The 16,431-nt window shown below is 59.1% G+C and carries 15 protein-coding genes; 3 read left to right on the forward strand and 12 right to left on the reverse strand.

Features of this window, described 5'->3' with window-relative positions:
* Positions 1-249: 249 nt before the first annotated feature.
* From ACYZTK_RS25385 to ACYZTK_RS25420, 8 genes are all read right to left on the reverse strand, one after another.
* Positions 250-1,011 carry a secretin N-terminal domain-containing protein gene (locus ACYZTK_RS25385; protein ID WP_462012331.1) on the reverse strand — a complete coding sequence of 254 codons (762 nt, stop codon included), beginning with the start codon at positions 1,009-1,011 and terminating at the stop codon, positions 250-252.
* Between the two features lie 304 nt (positions 1,012-1,315).
* On the reverse strand, positions 1,316-1,741 hold the full coding sequence (locus ACYZTK_RS25390; RefSeq protein WP_462012332.1) for a GNAT family N-acetyltransferase: 426 nt from the start codon (positions 1,739-1,741) through the stop codon (positions 1,316-1,318).
* Positions 1,734-2,903 (reverse strand): ribosomal protein uL16 3-hydroxylase, encoded by a 1,170-nt coding sequence (locus ACYZTK_RS25395; RefSeq protein ID WP_462012333.1) that lies wholly within the window; start codon positions 2,901-2,903, stop codon positions 1,734-1,736. Before ACYZTK_RS25395 ends, ACYZTK_RS25390 begins: the two co-directional genes overlap by 8 nt.
* An 86-nt stretch (positions 2,904-2,989) precedes the next feature.
* Positions 2,990-4,360 (reverse strand): adenylosuccinate lyase, encoded by a 1,371-nt coding sequence (gene purB, locus ACYZTK_RS25400; protein WP_462012334.1) that lies wholly within the window; start codon positions 4,358-4,360, stop codon positions 2,990-2,992.
* Positions 4,361-4,486: 126 nt separating this feature from the next.
* On the reverse strand, positions 4,487-5,110 hold the full coding sequence (gene hflD / locus ACYZTK_RS25405) for a high frequency lysogenization protein HflD (protein ID WP_462012335.1): 624 nt from the start codon (positions 5,108-5,110) through the stop codon (positions 4,487-4,489).
* On the reverse strand, positions 5,107-6,231 hold the full coding sequence (gene mnmA / locus ACYZTK_RS25410; protein WP_462012336.1) for a tRNA 2-thiouridine(34) synthase MnmA: 1,125 nt from the start codon (positions 6,229-6,231) through the stop codon (positions 5,107-5,109). Before mnmA ends, hflD begins: the two co-directional genes overlap by 4 nt.
* A 59-nt stretch (positions 6,232-6,290) precedes the next feature.
* Complete coding sequence (locus ACYZTK_RS25415; RefSeq protein WP_462012337.1) at positions 6,291-6,737, reverse strand: NUDIX hydrolase; 447 nt, start codon at positions 6,735-6,737, stop codon at positions 6,291-6,293.
* A 170-nt stretch (positions 6,738-6,907) separates the two neighbouring features.
* A complete protein-coding gene (locus ACYZTK_RS25420) occupies positions 6,908-9,133 on the reverse strand; it encodes an NADP-dependent isocitrate dehydrogenase (protein WP_462012338.1) in 2,226 nt (741 codons plus the stop codon).
* Positions 9,134-9,628: 495 nt separating this feature from the next.
* Between ACYZTK_RS25420 and icd the strand changes: the two genes are divergently transcribed.
* Entirely contained in the window at positions 9,629-10,885 is a 1,257-nt protein-coding gene (icd, locus tag ACYZTK_RS25425; protein WP_462012339.1) for an NADP-dependent isocitrate dehydrogenase, read from the forward strand.
* 85 nt (positions 10,886-10,970) lie between these two features.
* Here the strand turns inward: icd and cspD are convergent, their stop codons facing one another.
* Positions 10,971-11,237 carry a cold shock domain-containing protein CspD gene (gene cspD, locus ACYZTK_RS25430; RefSeq protein WP_462012340.1) on the reverse strand — a complete coding sequence of 89 codons (267 nt, stop codon included), beginning with the start codon at positions 11,235-11,237 and terminating at the stop codon, positions 10,971-10,973.
* Positions 11,238-11,462: 225 nt separating this feature from the next.
* On the opposite strand from cspD, the gene clpS reads away from it, so the two are divergent.
* On the forward strand, positions 11,463-11,846 hold the full coding sequence (clpS, locus tag ACYZTK_RS25435) for an ATP-dependent Clp protease adapter ClpS (RefSeq protein WP_045062280.1): 384 nt from the start codon (positions 11,463-11,465) through the stop codon (positions 11,844-11,846).
* 30 nt (positions 11,847-11,876) lie between these two features.
* Positions 11,877-14,147, forward strand: a complete 2,271-nt coding sequence (gene clpA, locus ACYZTK_RS25440) for an ATP-dependent Clp protease ATP-binding subunit ClpA (protein ID WP_462012341.1) — start codon at positions 11,877-11,879, stop codon at positions 14,145-14,147.
* Positions 14,148-14,410: 263 nt separating this feature from the next.
* Here clpA and infA read toward each other — a convergent pair whose 3' ends face one another.
* The 3 genes from infA to aat form a co-directional block, all read right to left on the reverse strand.
* Positions 14,411-14,629, reverse strand: a complete 219-nt coding sequence (gene infA / locus ACYZTK_RS25445; protein WP_002553999.1) for a translation initiation factor IF-1 — start codon at positions 14,627-14,629, stop codon at positions 14,411-14,413.
* Between the two features lie 111 nt (positions 14,630-14,740).
* Complete coding sequence (locus ACYZTK_RS25450; protein WP_462012342.1) at positions 14,741-15,448, reverse strand: arginyltransferase; 708 nt, start codon at positions 15,446-15,448, stop codon at positions 14,741-14,743.
* Between the two features lie 56 nt (positions 15,449-15,504).
* Positions 15,505-16,185: a leucyl/phenylalanyl-tRNA--protein transferase gene (gene aat, locus ACYZTK_RS25455; protein WP_462012343.1), complete on the reverse strand. Its 681-nt coding sequence runs from the start codon at positions 16,183-16,185 to the stop codon at positions 15,505-15,507.
* Positions 16,186-16,431: the final 246 nt, after the last annotated feature.

Raw genomic sequence — 16,431 nt, forward strand, 5'->3', positions numbered from 1 at the left:
CTTCCGTCCCTCGGGACAACTTCGTTCCAGTCGGCAATCTCGTCAAACACACCTTATGGGCGGTACAGACACGAAGCGGCTCGCGGGGTAGGTGCGAACATCGCCTCGAAGGCCCTTGCCAGGGCCCCTGATTAGCGGGAGCGAGGCCATCATGCCTTTGCTTTTTTAGATCGTCAAACGTTTTGTAGTGCTTTTTTTAAGGCACTACATCTTTGGTCTAATACGACTAATCAGTCAGTTTTCGAGGGTTTAGTCCAAAGTATCGACTTTCACCCGCAGGGTCATGTCTTCCCGGCCCTGGGTCGAGTAGCTGCGGGTCAGGCCCTGTTTGTCGGCTTGGGTCTCGCGATTCACGCCGGCCAGGTTGATCCACTCGCCGAGGCGGCCCGTGATTGTTGTGTCGGTGCTTTGCACATTCACTACATCGGGACGTTCCTGGCTCATGCGGTCACGGTTGGTACTGATGGCCAGGTGGACGATGTCGCCGGTGACGCTGGCTGTGACGTAGAAACCTTGGGTGACGTTGCGGTATTCGGTCTGGCTGCGCAGGTCGCCGTAGGAATCGCTCTGGCTGCTGGTCAGCGGCACGCTCTGGCCGACCTGGATCAGCGCGGGTGCACCTTCGCTGGCCTGGATCTGCTGGATACCACCGTCGCGGCTGGCGGTGCTACGGTTGATGATGCGAGTCTGGCTTGGCTTGGCGCCATTGATCGAATAACCCTGATCGCCCTGGAAGTTGTTTTCGCTGGTGTCGACGGTGATCAACAGGCGCTTTGGTGCAGTGTCGAGCTGACCGATAAGGGTCTTAAGTTCGTCGATCTTGCGTTGATCGGCGTTGACAATCAGCTGATTGCCGTAGGCGCTGACCTGGCCATCCTTGCCGATGAAATCCTGCGCCATCGGTAGCATGTCGGCACTGGTGTGGTAGTTCAATGGCACGATCTCGGTGGCTGCGCTGAGCGAAAAACTGCAGGTCAGCAGCAGCGTGGTGAGCAGGGTGCGTAGGGACATGTCCGTTATCTCCGCCATTTTGGTGTGTTGATATTGCCATTATGTCGGCTCGGGGTGGGGCAAGTTGAATCCCGCGCAGCAAAACGCCCCGGCATCGGGGAGGATGGCGGGGCGTTTTGTGGTGTTCATTCGGACCTCTTCGCGAGCAAGCCCGCTCCCACAGTGGATCGTTGGTGTTACCGCAATCTGCGGCAACTCACAAATCTCTGTAGGAGCCACAGTGGATTGATGGTGCCACCGCAATCTGCGGCAACTCACAAATCTCTGTGGGAGCGGGCTTGCTCGCGAAGGGGTCACCTCGGTGTCACGCCGAATGGCGAACCATGTCCACATGCGGAATCCCGGCTTCCAGGAACTCCTCACTGACCAGGTTGAAGCCCAGGCGCTCATAGAACGCCGTGGCCTGCACCTGCGCACTGAGCATCTGCTGCTTCAGCCCGCGCTCCTCGGCCTCGCCGATCACCGCCTGCATCAGCGCATCACCGACCTTCAAACCGCGCCAGTCCTTGAGCACTGACACCCGGCCGACGTGACCGTCAGGCAGAAGGCGTGCAGTGCCAATTGGGAAGTCACCTTCGAAGGCCAGGAAATGCACCGCTGTCGCGTCATCGGCATCCCATTCCAGCTCGGGCGGAACGGATTGCTCGGCGATGAACACCGTCTCACGAATGCGCCGGATCTCGGCGTTGTCCTTCTGCCAGTCTGCGACACGTACGTGAATTTTATTCATCGGCAAACCCCAGGCTTCCTTGCTTGATCAGCTCGCACAGCAGGCCGCGACCGTCTTCATCGCTCAGCCATTCGCCCAGGTTATCAATGTGCAGCGCATCAGCGGCGCAGATCATCTTCAACAGTTCGCGCAGCTTGCCCGGCAGGTAACGGCTCTGGCCGCTGGCGAACAGCAGCAGGTCTTCATCGACTTCGGACCAGGCCAGGCGCGCGCTTGGATTGCGGATCAGCACCGCACCTTCTTCGAGGCTGGCGAGCAGGTCGTCTTCTTCGATTTCTTCCGGGCCGACTACCAGTTCCGGGTAGCGCGGTTCGGTCATGAACTGGCCGAACCAGGTCAGCAGCAGGCGCTCGTCGCTCATGTGTTCGGCGAGCAGGCCTTTGAGGCGGCCAAGTGCATCGTGCTGAATCTGGTGCGGATCGGCGACCGGCTGGGCGTCGGCGTCGGTGTAACGCTCTTCGTCCGACAGGAACTGGCTGAGGAAGTCGGTGAAGTGGGTCAGCACTTCAGCGGCACTTGGCGCGCGGAAACCGACCGAATAGGTCAGGCAGTCGTCGACGGCCACGCCGCAGTGAGCCAGGCGTGGCGGCAGGTACAGCATGTCGCCCGGTTCCAGGACCCATTCATCAGTGGCTTCAAACTCAGCCAGGATGCGCAGGTCCGCATGTTGCAGCAGCGGGCTCTCGGAATCGCACATCTGGCCGATTTTCCAGTTGCGCTTGCCGTGACCTTGCAGCAGGAACACGTCGTAATTGTCGAAGTGCGGACCGACGCTGCCACCGGGGGCGGCGAAGCTGATCATCACGTCGTCGACGCGCCAGCTTGGCAGGAAGCGGAAGTTCTCCAGCAGCTCGGCGACTTCCGGGACAAACTGGTCAACGGCCTGAACCAGCAGGGTCCAGTCCTTTTCCGGCAGTTTGCTGAACTCGTCTTCGGCGAACGGGCCGCGGCGTAATTCCCAGGGACGCTCGCCGTTTTCGATCACCAGGCGCGATTCAACTTCTTCTTCCAGCGCCAGGCCGGCCAGTTCGTCGGCATCGATCGGGCTTTCGAAATCGGGAATCGCCTGGCGGATCAGCAGCGGTTTTTTCTGCCAGTAGTCGCGCATGAATTCGCGCGCCGTGATACCGCCCAGAAGTTGAAGAGGAATGTCAGGATTCATGTGTAACCTATTGAAAAAAAGCACTTTTCAGACGGGAATAAAAACGCCCGGCGCTGCCGGGCGTCTCAAACGGGTACAGCGGTCGATCAGATGCGCTTGGCTTGGTCTACAGCGTTGCCGATGTAGTTGGCCGGGGTGAGCAGTTTCAGCTCGGCCTTGGCGGCAGCAGGCATGTCCAGGCCGTCGATGAAAGTTTGCAGCGCTTCCGGGCTGATGCCCTTGCCACGAGTCAATTCTTTCAGCTTTTCGTACGGGTTTTCGATGTTGTAGCGACGCATTACGGTCTGGATCGGCTCGGCCAATACTTCCCAGCACGCGTCCAGGTCAGCCGCGATCTTCTGGGCGTTGAGCTCCAGCTTGCTGATGCCTTTGAGGCTGGCTTCGTACGCGATCACGCTGTGGGCGAAGCCGACACCGAGGTTGCGCAACACGGTGGAGTCAGTCAGGTCGCGCTGCCAGCGGGAGATTGGCAGCTTGCTCGCCAGGTGCTGGAACAATGCGTTGGCGATGCCCAGGTTGCCTTCGGAGTTCTCGAAGTCGATCGGGTTGACCTTGTGCGGCATGGTCGACGAACCGATTTCGCCAGCGATGGTGCGCTGCTTGAAATAACCCAGGGAAATGTAGCCCCAGATATCGCGGTCGAAGTCGATCAGGATGGTGTTGAAGCGGGCGATCGCGTCGAACAGTTCGGCAATGTAGTCGTGCGGTTCGATCTGCGTGGTGTACGGGTTGAAACCCAGGCCCAGCTCGTCTTCGATGAAGGCGCGGGCGTTTTCTTCCCAGTCGATCTGCGGGTAGGCCGACAGGTGTGCGTTGTAGTTGCCCACAGCGCCGTTGATTTTGCCCAGCAGTGGCACGGCAGCGACTTGAGCGATCTGACGCTCAAGACGATAAACCACGTTCGCCAATTCTTTGCCCAGGGTGGTCGGCGAAGCCGGCTGACCGTGGGTGCGCGACAGCATCGGCACGTCGGCGAAGCGGATCGCCAGTTCGCGGATGGCTTCAGCAGTCTGGCGCATCAGTGGCAGCATTACGTCATCACGGCCTTCGCGCAGCATCAGGGCGTGGGACAGGTTGTTGATGTCCTCGCTGGTGCAGGCAAAGTGGATGAATTCGCTGACAGCTGCCAGTTCCGGCAACTTCGCCGCTTGCTCTTTGAGCAGGTACTCAATGGCTTTGACGTCGTGGTTGGTGGTGCGCTCAATCTCTTTGACACGCTCGGCGTGCTCCAGAGCGAAGTTGTCCGCCAGGGTGTTAAGCACAGCGTTGGCTTCGGCGGAGAACGCCGGCACTTCACTGATGCCAGGGTGAGCAGCCAGGCGCTGGAGCCAGCGCACTTCAACCAGGACGCGAGCACGGATCAGGCCGTATTCGCTGAAAATTGGGCGCAGGGCCTGGGTTTTGCCGGCGTAGCGGCCGTCAACAGGGGAAACCGCAGTGAGCGAAGAAAGCTGCATGGGGTGTTCTCGGACAGTCGGGCAACGAAATGGGGCGCGTATCATACATGAAAAATTCCGCCGGTCCGTTGCCAACTGACCGGCGTATTACGCGATACAGACTTCAAAGCGTTTGCTGCAGGCGATTCAGTCGCTGCGCATCAGCGGATATAGCTCTTTGAGCAGCTTGCGCCGGCTGATCACCAACTGCCAGCGATGGCCGCCGAGCTGACGCCACAGGCGCGCCGAACGAATCCCGGCGAGCAGCAACGCGCGAATCTTCGAGGCATTGCTCGGTTGTTGCAGGTTGCGCATGTCGCCGTGCACCTGAATTCGCTGGCGCAGGGTGCTCAGGGTGTCCTGATACAGCGCGCCGCACGCGGCAATCACGTTTTCGTGAGCCGGGCCGAAGTGCTCGACCTGCGACTGGATCTGCGGCAAACGCTTGCCGATCACGTCGAGCATGTCGTTGCGCTTGGCCAATTGACGCTCCAGTCCGAGCATCGCCAAAGCGTAGCGCAGGGGTTCGCGCTGCAAAGTGCTCGGGTCGCGTTCAAGGGCGCCGATCAATGCGCGATAGCCTTCACGCAGATTGAGGTCATCGCCGCCGTACACGTCCAGGGTGTCTTTCGGGTCGCGTACCAGCAGGCTGCCGAGCATGCAAGTCAGGCCTGCTTCGCTGGTCTGGCCGCTCTTGGCGATGCGGTCGACCAGCACAGCGGCAAGAAATACCCCGCCCAGTGCCGTCAGTTGCTCCTGAGTGGGGTTCATGCCTGGCCGCTCCACGGCTCGGCAACTTCAATCACGCCGCCGCCGAGGCAGATTTCACCGTCATAGAACACTACCGACTGCCCTGGCGTCACCGCGCGTTGCGGGTCGTCGAACACGGCACGATAGCCGCTCGCGGTTTGCTCGAGGATGCAGCCCTGATCGCCCTGGCGGTAACGCACTTTGGCGGTCAGGCGACGTGGCTGGCTCAGATCGATCGGGTTGACCCAATAGATTTCCGAAGCGAGTAGGGCGCCTGAGAACAGCCACGGATGGTTGTTGCCCTGGCCGACGATCAGCTCGTTGGTGTCCAGATCCTTGCGCAGCACGTACCACGGCTCATCGCTCGCGTCTTTCAAACCGCCAATGCCCAGGCCCTGGCGCTGGCCGATGGTGTGGTACATCAGGCCGTGGTGACGGCCGATGACTTCACCTTCGGTGGTCTTGATCTCACCGGGTTGGGCCGGCAGGTATTGCTTGAGGAAGTCGCTGAAACGGCGTTCGCCGATGAAACAGATCCCGGTGGAATCCTTTTTCTTCGCTGTGGCGAGTTGGTATTTTTCGGCAATCGCGCGCACTTCGGGCTTTTCCAGTTCGCCGACCGGGAACAGGGTCTTGGCGATCTGTTCGCCGCCGACGGCGTGCAGGAAGTAGCTCTGGTCCTTGTTCGCGTCCAGGCCCTTGAGCAGTTCAGTGCGCCCGTCGATGTCACGGCGGCGCACGTAGTGGCCGGTGGCGATCAGGTCGGCACCGAGCATCATGGCGTAATCGAGGAACGCCTTGAACTTGATCTCGCGGTTGCACAGGATGTCCGGGTTCGGCGTGCGACCGGCCTTGTATTCGGCCAGGAAGTGCTCGAACACGTTGTCCCAGTACTCGGCGGCGAAGTTGGCGGTGTGCAGCTTTATGCCAATCTTGTCGCACACGGCCTGGGCGTCCGCCAGGTCATCCATGGCGGTGCAGTATTCCGTTCCATCGTCTTCTTCCCAGTTCTTCATGAACAGGCCTTCCACCTCGTAACCCTGCTCGATCAGCAGGAGGGCGGAAACGGAAGAGTCCACGCCGCCGGACATGCCGACAATGACGCGCTTCTTTTGAGTGTCAGAAGGGGCTGGATCACGCATAGGGATTCAATGAGTGTCTTGAAAAAGGACGCGATTCTAGCAGGCCCAAGGCCACAAGGCTAAAGAGAAGGACGGATCAATTGGAGATCGAAGTGCAAGCCGGCCAGGTAATCATCGATGCAGCGGATGATCAGTTCACTGCGCCAGTTTTCCCGCTGCTCCAGTAATTCGTCTCGTGTCAGCCACTTGGCGCCGAGGATGCCGTCGTCGAGCTGATAATCGGGGTGGTGTTTCAGCGGTTTGGCGATGAAACACACGCGCTGGTAAGTCACGCCGTTGCTGGGGGCGGTGTACAGGTAAATGCCGACGATGGCGGTCGGTTCGACGTCCCAGCCAGTTTCTTCGAGGGTCTCGCGGATGGCGGCTTCGGTAAGGGTTTCATCCGGGTCGAGGTGGCCGGCCGGCTGATTGAGCACCGCTCGTCCGCCTTTGGATTCTTCGACCATCAGGAACCGGCCGTTGTCTTCGACGATGGTGGCGACGGTGATGTGGGGTTTCCAGTCCATGGGTTTTCCTCGATAAGATCTCTAGTGTATTCAGAATCGCCAAGATCGCAGCCTTCGGCAGCTCCTACAGGGGGGGCGGTGTAGGAGCTGCCGAAGGCTGCGATCTTTTGATCTTTGCTGGAAAAAGAAACCCCGGCACATGGCCGGGGCTTTTTTGCTTCCTTACAACCTTAAACCAACGCAGCAATCGCCGCGTTGAAAGTATTGCTTGGGCGCATGGCCTGGCTGATCAGTTCGGCATTGGCGTGGTAGTAACCGCCGATGTCCACTGGCTTGCCCTGAACGGCATTGAGCTCGGCAACGATGGTTGCCTCGTTCTCGGTCAGGGTCTTGGCCAGCTGGCCGAACTGCGCCTGCAGTGCTGCGTCTTCAGTCTGGGCGGCCAGGGCCTGGGCCCAGTACAGCGCCAGGTAGAAGTGGCTGCCGCGGTTGTCGATGTTGCCGACTTTGCGCGATGGCGACTTGTTGTTGTCGAGGAACTGGCCAGTGGCCTGATCCAGGGTCTTGGCCAGCACCAGCGCTTTAGGGTTGTTGTACGTCACACCCAAATGCTCAAGCGAAGCGGCCAGGGCCAGGAACTCGCCCAGGGAATCCCAGCGCAGGAAGTTTTCTTCCAGCAGCTGTTGAACGTGCTTCGGAGCCGAACCGCCAGCGCCGGTTTCGAACAGACCGCCGCCATTCATCAGCGGGACGATCGACAGCATCTTGGCGCTGGTGCCCAGTTCCATGATCGGGAACAGGTCAGTCAGGTAGTCGCGCAGTACGTTGCCGGTCACCGAGATGGTGTCCTTGCCAGCGCGAGTACGCTCCAGGGTGAACTTCATCGCGTCGACTGGCGCCATGATCTGGATGTCCAGGCCGGCAGTGTCGTGATCCTTCAGGTAAGCCTGAACTTTCTCGATCACTACGCCATCGTGGGCGCGCATCGGGTCCAGCCAGAAAATCGCTGGAGTGCTGCTAGCGCGAGCGCGGTTGACGGCCAGCTTGACCCAGTCCTGGATCGGCGCGTCTTTGGTCTGGCACATGCGGAAGATGTCGCCGGCTTCAACCGCTTGCTCCAGCAGCAGGCTGCCTTTGCTGTCGGTGACGCGAACAACGCCGTTGGCCTTGATCTGGAAAGTCTTGTCGTGGGAGCCGTACTCTTCGGCTTTTTTCGCCATCAGGCCAACGTTTGGCACGCTGCCCATGGTGGTCGGATCAAATGCACCGTTGACCTTGCAGTCTTCGATCACGGCCTGGTAGATGGTCGCGTAGCAACGGTCCGGGATCACTGCCTTGGTGTCGTGCAGCTGGCCGTCGGTGCCCCACATCTTGCCGGAGTCACGGATCATGGCCGGCATCGAGGCGTCGACGATGACGTCGCTCGGCACGTGCAGGTTGGTGATGCCTTTGTCGGAGTTGACCATCGCCAGCGACGGACGAACGGCGTAGACCGCCTGGATGTCCGCTTCGATCTGCGCTTGCTGTTCAGCCGGCAGGGCCTTGATGCGAGCATACAGGTCGCCGATGCCGTTGTTCAGGTTGAAGCCGATCTGCGCCAGCACTTCAGCGTGCTTGGCCAGTGCGTCTTTATAGAACTCGGCAACGATCTGGCCGAACATGATCGGGTCGGAGACCTTCATCATGGTGGCTTTGAGGTGAACCGACAGCAGTACGCCCTTGGCTTTTGCGTCTTCGATCTCGGCAGCAATGAAGCTGCGCAGGGCGTTCTTGCTCATGACTGCGCAATCGAGGATCTCACCGGCTTGCACGGTGGTCTTTTCTTTCAGGACGGTGGTGGTGCCGTCTTGAGCGATCAGTTCGATTTTAACGGCGTCAGCTGCGTCGATCAGGGCAGCTTTTTCGCTGCCGTAGAAATCACCGGTACTCATGTGCGCGATGTGGGACTTGGAGTCCGCAGCCCAGGCGCCCATTTTGTGCGGGTGCTTACGGGCGTAGTTCTTGACCGACAGCGGTGCACGACGATCGGAGTTGCCTTCGCGCAGGACCGGGTTCACGGCGCTGCCCTTGATCTTGTCGTAACGCGATTTGACTTCTTTGTCGGCGTCGCTGCTAACGGTTTCAGGGTAGTCCGGCAGTGCGAAGCCCTGGGCTTGCAGCTCTTTGATCGCAGCTTGCAGTTGCGGAACCGAGGCACTGATGTTCGGCAGCTTGATGATGTTGGCTTCAGGCGTAACGGCCAGGTCGCCCAGTTCGGCGAGGTGGTCGGCTACGGCTTTGTCACCCAGTTGCTCGGGGAAGCTGGCCAGGATGCGCCCTGCAAGAGAGATATCGCGGGTTTCCACGGCGATATCAGCGGAGGCGGTGAAAGCCTCTACGATAGGCAACAGTGAATAGGTGGCGAGGGCTGGGGCTTCGTCGGTGAAGGTATAGATGATCTTCGAGCGGGTGGGCATATTCGGATTAACTCTCTCTTCTTTGCTAAAGCGTGCGCAGAAACTCGAGGGGCGCCGGGTAAGCGCGTTCGTTCAAAGTCGTCCATGAGCCGAATGTCGAGATTTGTGCGCGGTGATGTTGGGTGCATCAGTCGAGCGGCAAGCGGGTGGACTGCGGTAACGGTCCTGCTTTTTCGGGCTGGAGCTCTCGCGCTGGAGAGGTCGGGCCGTCGTGACTCTGTGGTCAGCGGGCGGCATTATACATAGGTAGCTGGCAATCTGCCGATGGTTCATACACAAGGTGTGTCGTCCATTGGTCTAAAGGTCGCAGGGCGGTGCGCGGCGTAGAGTCTTGCACCGTGCTTGAGTTTGGCGCTTTTCCCTTTGCTTTCAGGCTTGTAGAACCGCAGCCGTACGGCTTTGCGGCAGATGGGTGGAACATGGGGTTTGCGCGCCGAATTAACTGGGGTACGCTCGAACCAAGCCAGATGTTCAATCCAAACAATGGAGTTCAGCATGGGATACAAGAAGATTCAGGTTCCGGCAGTCGGCGACAAAATCACCGTCAACGCGGACCATTCTCTCAATGTTCCTAACAACCCGATCATCCCCTTCATCGAAGGTGATGGTATCGGCGTTGATATCAGCCCGGTCATGATCAAGGTTGTCGATGCTGCTGTTAAGAAGGCTTACGGCGGCGATCGCAAAATTTCCTGGATGGAAGTCTACGCCGGGGAGAAAGCGACTCAGGTTTACGACCAGGACACCTGGCTACCTCAGGAAACCCTGGACGCGGTCAAGGATTACGTGGTTTCCATCAAGGGCCCTCTGACCACCCCGGTCGGTGGCGGCATCCGTTCGTTGAACGTGGCCCTGCGCCAGCAACTCGACCTGTATGTGTGCCTGCGCCCGGTGCGCTGGTTCGAAGGCGTACCCAGCCCGGTGAAAAAGCCAGGCGACGTCGACATGACGATCTTCCGCGAGAACTCCGAAGACATCTACGCCGGTATCGAGTGGAAAGCCGGCTCGCCGGAAGCGACCAAGGTCATCAAGTTCCTTAAAGAAGAAATGGGTGTCACCAAGATCCGTTTCGACGAAAACTGCGGTATCGGCGTCAAGCCTGTGTCGTTGCAGGGCACCAAGCGCCTGGCGCGCAAGGCGCTGCAGTATGTGGTCGACAACGATCGCGACTCGCTGACCATCGTGCACAAAGGCAACATCATGAAGTTCACCGAAGGTGCCTTCAAGGAATGGGCCTACGAAGTGGCGGCTGAAGAATTCGGCGCGACCCTGCTGGACGGCGGGCCGTGGATGCAGTTCAAGAACCCGAAAACCGGCAAGAACGTCATCGTCAAGGACGCCATCGCGGACGCCATGCTCCAGCAGATTCTGCTGCGCCCGGCCGAATATGACGTGATCGCGACCTTGAACCTCAACGGCGACTACCTCTCCGACGCCCTCGCGGCCGAAGTAGGCGGTATCGGTATCGCGCCAGGTGCCAACCTGTCCGACACCATCGCCATGTTCGAAGCGACCCACGGTACTGCGCCGAAATACGCCGGCAAGGACCAGGTCAACCCGGGCTCGCTGATCCTCTCCGCCGAGATGATGCTGCGCCACATGGGCTGGACCGAAGCCGCCGACCTGATCATCAAGGGCACCAACGGCGCGATTTCCGCCAAGACCGTGACCTATGACTTCGAACGCCTGATGGAAGGCGCCAAGCTGCTGTCCTCGTCCGCGTTCGGCGATGCGCTGATCTCGCACATGTAAGAAGCACCCGGTAACGAAAAAAACCGCCCCGTTCATTTGATGAGCGGGGCGGTTTTTTTTATAACTGGAGGGTGGGCGCGAAAAACTATGCAGTAACTGTTTGCTGCTCGTCGGGTGCTACGACTTTCACAGTGTCCTGAGGTGCGCCGATATTCACCGCGTGCAAGCCCTTGGGCCCCTGGATGATCTCGAACACCACGGGCTGGCCGGCCTTCAGGGTTTTATACCCGTCCATCTGGATCGCCGAGTAATGAGCGAACAGATCCTCACTCTTGCCGTCTTCATTGATGAAGCCGTACCCCTTGGCGTTGTTGAACCACTTGACCTTGCCGCTGACCTTCACACCTGACATACCCATATCCCTCTGCAACTGACTCCATCACTGGAGTATCATCCAGTTAATCCGCAGTCGAATCCCATAAATAAGATTGACTCCGCGGACCTTTTTTACCCACTGTGGGCTCTATTGGTTGTAACACCGTTTTGCCGATAGTCAAGGTGACCGGGCAGTCGCAGTTGAAATCGTCCATAGCCGCCCCCACCACTGTATTCGCACAACTGACGAACCTTTCTTTCCATGCATGCAATCAGCCAGATTCGACTAACATTCAATCAGGATCATCCGGTTCTCCAGCAAGACAGTCCGGGGACCCACGACGACGATTCCGCAGGCATTGCTGTTCAGGAGGCAAAGCCTGCATTACAGGCGCCACCGATGTACAAGGTGGTTTTGTTCAATGATGACTACACACCGATGGATTTCGTCGTCGAAGTGCTCGAGGTGTTTTTTAACCTGAATCGGGAGCTGGCGACCAAGGTCATGTTGGCCGTCCATACAGAAGGACGGGCAGTATGTGGAGTGTTTACCCGCGACATCGCCGAGACCAAGGCCATGCAGGTCAACCAGTACGCCAGGGAAAGCCAGCATCCGCTACTCTGTGAAATCGAGAAGGACGGTTAATCGCCGACCACTTGGGTATGAGGTGAAGCTATGTTAAACCGCGAGCTCGAAGTCACCCTCAATCTAGCCTTCAAGGAGGCTCGTTCGAAGCGTCATGAATTCATGACCGTCGAACATCTCCTGTTGGCCCTATTGGATAATGAGGCTGCCGCCACCGTTTTGCGTGCCTGCGGCGCAAACCTCGACAAACTCAAACATGACCTGCAGGAGTTCATCGACTCCACCACGCCACTGATCCCCGTGCATGACGAGGATCGTGAGACCCAGCCAACCCTGGGCTTCCAGCGCGTCCTGCAGCGTGCCGTGTTTCACGTACAGAGCTCGGGCAAACGCGAAGTGACCGGCGCCAACGTGCTGGTCGCCATCTTCAGTGAGCAAGAGAGTCAGGCAGTGTTCCTGCTGAAACAGCAGAGCGTTGCGCGCATCGATGTCGTCAACTACATCGCCCACGGCATCTCCAAGGTGCCAGGGCACGGCGATCACTCTGAAGGTGAGCAAGATATGCAGGACGACGAGGGCGGCGAGTCTTCTTCTTCAGGCAATCCTCTGGATGCTTATGCCAGCAACCTCAACGAACTGGCGCGCCAGGGTCGTATCGATCCGTTGGTAGGTCGCGAGATGGAAGTCGAGCGTGTTGCGCAGATCCTCGCGCGGCGTCGCAAGAACAATCCGCTGCTGGTGGGCGAGGCGGGCGTGGGTAAAACCGCGATTGCCGAAGGCCTGGCCAAGCGCATTGTCGACAACCAGGTGCCGGACCTGCTGGCCAACAGCGTGGTGTATTCGCTGGACCTTGGCGCATTACTGGCCGGGACCAAGTACCGTGGCGATTTCGAGAAGCGCTTCAAGGCGCTGCTCAACGAGCTGAAAAAACGTCCCCAGGCGATCCTGTTCATCGACGAAATCCACACCATCATCGGTGCGGGTGCCGCGTCCGGTGGCGTCATGGATGCCTCGAACCTGCTCAAACCACTGCTGTCGTCTGGTGATATCCGCTGCATCGGCTCGACCACCTTCCAGGAATTCCGCGGGATCTTCGAGAAGGACCGTGCCTTGGCCCGGCGTTTTCAGAAGGTCGATGTATCGGAGCCTTCGGTGGAAGACACCATCGGCATCCTGCGCGGCTTGAAGGGGCGTTTCGAAGCGCACCACAGCATCGAGTACAGCGATGAGGCCCTGCGTGCGGCTGCCGAACTGGCGTCGCGCTACATCAATGACCGGCACATGCCGGACAAGGCCATCGACGTGATTGACGAGGCGGGGGCCTACCAGCGCCTGCAACCGGTCGAGAAGCGCGTAAAACGCATCGAGGTGCCTCAGGTCGAGGACATCGTCGCGAAGATCGCGCGGATTCCGCCAAAACACGTCAACACCTCCGACCGAGAGTTGCTGCGTAATCTTGAGCGTGACCTGAAGCTGACGGTATTTGGCCAGGATGCCGCGATCGACTCGTTGTCGACTGCGATCAAACTGTCCCGTGCCGGCCTCAAGTCGCCTGACAAGCCAGTCGGTTCGTTCCTGTTCGCAGGGCCCACCGGTGTCGGTAAAACCGAAGCGGCGCGTCAGTTGGCCAAGGCACTGGGCATCGAGCTGGTGCGTTTCGACATGTCCGAGTACATGGAGCGCCACACCGTATCGCGTCTGATCGGTGCGCCTCCAGGTTATGTCGGGTTTGATCAGGGCGGTCTGCTGACCGAAGCCATCACCAAGCAGCCGCATTGCGTGTTGCTGCTCGATGAAATCGAGAAGGCGCATCCGGAAGTCTTCAACCTGCTGCTGCAGGTGATGGACCACGGTACGCTCACCGATAACAACGGGCGCAAGGCGGATTTCCGTAACGTGATCGTCATCATGACGACCAACGCCGGTGCCGAGACTGCAGCGCGTGCTTCGATCGGTTTCACCCATCAGGACCACTCGTCCGATGCGATGGAAGTGATCAAGAAAAGTTTCACGCCGGAATTCCGCAACCGTCTGGACACCATTATCCAGTTTGGTCGCCTCAGCCATGAGGTCATCAAAAGCGTGGTGGACAAGTTCCTCACCGAGCTTCAGGCGCAGCTGGAAGACAAGCGCGTGCAGCTGGAAGTGACCGATGCGGCCCGTACCTGGCTGGCGTCGAGTGGTTACGATTCGGCGATGGGCGCTCGGCCAATGGCGCGTTTGATCCAGGACAAGATCAAGCGTCCGCTGGCGGAAGAGATCCTGTTCGGCGAACTGGCCGACCATGGTGGCGTGGTGCACATCGACCTCAAGGACGGCGAGCTGACCTTCGACTTCGAAACCACGGCAGAAATGGCCTGACGTTAACCGCAACAAAGCAAAAGGCGCCGAGAGGCGCCTTTTTGCTGTCTGCCAGATTTCTACCAGTCACCACATAACCCTGTGGGAGCGGGCTTGCTCGCGAAGAGGCCGGCACATTCAACATCAATGCAAGCCGGCCCGCCGCTTTCGCGAGCAAGCCCGCTCCCACATTGGCCGAGTACATCAGCCAATTTCAGGGGGAGGGCTCCAAATCCTGCAAACAAAAACGCCCGGCATAAGCCGGGCGTCTTGTATTGACCTGATTAGCGAGCGCGGTAAGTGATGCGCCCTTTGCTCAAGTCATAGGGCGTCAGCTCGACGCGCACTTTGTCACCGGTAAGAATACGGATGTAGTTCTTGCGCATCTTGCCGGAAATATGCGCGGTTACGACGTGCCCATTTTCCAACTCCACACGAAACATGGTGTTGGGCAGGGTGTCGACGACAGTGCCTTCCATTTCGAAGCTGTCTTCTTTCGACATGCAGTAAAGCCCTCGGTGTCCAATGAATGGCCCGGTGCAACTGCGCCAGGCAAAAGCGGCGTGCATTGTGCCCGAAAAATGGTGTTTACGCCAAGGGGTTTAAGGTTTGCTCTAACTTAGAAGAACCCAGCGCTGGTTAATCAGCAGTTCGATGGGCCGATATTGCGTCTTGTAACTCATCTTTTTGCAGTTTTTGATCCAGTAGCCCAGGTACACCGCGTCCAGTCCCAGGCGCCGGGCCTCGGCAATCTGCCAGAGGATGGCATAGCGCCCCAGGCTGCGGCGCTCTTCGCACGGTTCGTAGAAGGTGTAGACCGCCGACAGTCCATTGGGCAGCAAGTCCGTCACGGCCACTGCCAGCAGGCGGCCGTTGCAGCGAAATTCGTAGAAACGCGAAAACGGCAAGTCGCGCACCAGGAAGGTAGAAAACTGATCGCGGCTGGGCGGGTACATGTCGCCATCGGCATGGCGCTGTTCGATGTAGCGCTGGTAGAGGTCGAAATACTCTTCGCTGAATTGCGGCTTGGCCGGGCGTACCTGAAGGTCGAGGTTGCGCTTGAAAATGCGTTTCTGCTGGCGATTGGGCGCGAACTGCGCCACGGGAATGCGCGCCGGTACACAGGCATTGCAATTCTGGCAATGCGGCCGGTAAAGGTGATCACCACTGCGACGAAAACCCATTTCGGACAGGTCTGCGTAGACATGCACATCCATGGGCTGGCTAGGGTCAAGAAACAGGGTTGTGGCCTGCTCCTCGGGCAGATAACTGCAAGAGTGGGGCTGAGTGGCATAGAACTTCAAGCGCGCCAACTCGGTCATGATCAACCCTCGGGGATAAACTTTAAATAAGTGTAAGCCAAGCGCGCGAAAGGCGCTCAGCAAACCCAGCTGGCGCGGCCGGGCTGGTCCAGGTGCTGGGCCAGGTAGCGGGCGAATTCACGGCGGGGAATCGCCCGGGCACCGAGACTGTGCAGATGATCGGTCGGCATCTGGCAGTCGATCAGCACAAACCCCGAGTCTTGCAGATGGCGCACCAGGGAGGCGAAGCCAAACTTGGAGGCATTGTCGGCGCGGCTGAACATTGACTCACCAAAAAACAGCTGCCCCATGGCCAGGCCATACAAGCCGCCGACCAACTCGCCCTGGTCCCACACTTCCACCGAGTGGGCGAAACCACGCTTGTGCAGTTCGAGGTAGGCATCCTGCATCGCGGCGGTGATCCAGGTGCCGTCAGCGTAATCCCGCGGGGCGGCGCATGCCTGGATGACTGCGGCGAAATCCTGGTCGAAAGTCACCTGGTAGCGCTGTTGGCGGAGCAATTTGCCCAGGCTGCGCGAGACATGCAATTCGTCGGGAAACAGCACCGTGCGTGGATCCGGCGACCACCAGAGGATCGGCTGGCCTTCGGAAAACCACGGGAAGCAGCCGTGGCGATACGCCTGGATCAGGCGATCGGCCGACAGGTCGCCGCCCGCAGCCAACAGGCCATTGGGGTCGCGCATCGCTCGTTCCAGCGGCGGGAAGGTCAGTGAGTTGCGTTGTAACCAAGTCAGCATGGCATCCGGGCTTGCAGAAGGGGAGGGCGGTAGCGGGCCGGTGGGCCCGCGATCAAGTTTGCCGTCAAACGCTGCAAATGTCCCCGGAGTTTTCCCGATCCTGCATCACCCTGCAACCACCGTGATGGCGCCGGAGGCATTGCAACTTGGCGATGTGAATGTGGTCGTACATGAATCCGTCATAACCCTTTGTCAGTAAAGACAATGCATGCTCAAATTGGACCGCAGGTCGCACGCCGTTGACTA

It is taken from the genome of Pseudomonas sp. LB3P31 (assembly GCF_054897945.1).

Coding starts and splice junctions, on each gene's coding strand:
- cspD (WP_462012340.1), bottom strand. CDS start 11,237: ATGTCAGGTGTGAAGGTCAGCGGCAAGGTCAAGTGGTTCAACAACGCC.
- ACYZTK_RS25385 (WP_462012331.1), bottom strand. CDS start 1,011: ATGTCCCTACGCACCCTGCTCACCACGCTGCTGCTGACCTGCAGTTTT.
- ACYZTK_RS25420 (WP_462012338.1), bottom strand. CDS start 9,133: ATGCCCACCCGCTCGAAGATCATCTATACCTTCACCGACGAAGCCCCA.
- purB (WP_462012334.1), bottom strand. CDS start 4,360: ATGCAGCTTTCTTCGCTCACTGCGGTTTCCCCTGTTGACGGCCGCTAC.
- mnmA (WP_462012336.1), bottom strand. CDS start 6,231: ATGCGTGATCCAGCCCCTTCTGACACTCAAAAGAAGCGCGTCATTGTC.
- ACYZTK_RS25395 (WP_462012333.1), bottom strand. CDS start 2,903: ATGAATCCTGACATTCCTCTTCAACTTCTGGGCGGTATCACGGCGCGC.
- hflD (WP_462012335.1), bottom strand. CDS start 5,110: ATGAACCCCACTCAGGAGCAACTGACGGCACTGGGCGGGGTATTTCTT.
- clpA (WP_462012341.1), top strand. CDS start 11,877: ATGTTAAACCGCGAGCTCGAAGTCACCCTCAATCTAGCCTTCAAGGAG.
- clpS (WP_045062280.1), top strand. CDS start 11,463: ATGCATGCAATCAGCCAGATTCGACTAACATTCAATCAGGATCATCCG.
- ACYZTK_RS25415 (WP_462012337.1), bottom strand. CDS start 6,737: ATGGACTGGAAACCCCACATCACCGTCGCCACCATCGTCGAAGACAAC.
- ACYZTK_RS25390 (WP_462012332.1), bottom strand. CDS start 1,741: ATGAATAAAATTCACGTACGTGTCGCAGACTGGCAGAAGGACAACGCC.
- ACYZTK_RS25450 (WP_462012342.1), bottom strand. CDS start 15,448: ATGACCGAGTTGGCGCGCTTGAAGTTCTATGCCACTCAGCCCCACTCT.
- icd (WP_462012339.1), top strand. CDS start 9,629: ATGGGATACAAGAAGATTCAGGTTCCGGCAGTCGGCGACAAAATCACC.
- infA (WP_002553999.1), bottom strand. CDS start 14,629: ATGTCGAAAGAAGACAGCTTCGAAATGGAAGGCACTGTCGTCGACACC.
- aat (WP_462012343.1), bottom strand. CDS start 16,185: ATGCTGACTTGGTTACAACGCAACTCACTGACCTTCCCGCCGCTGGAA.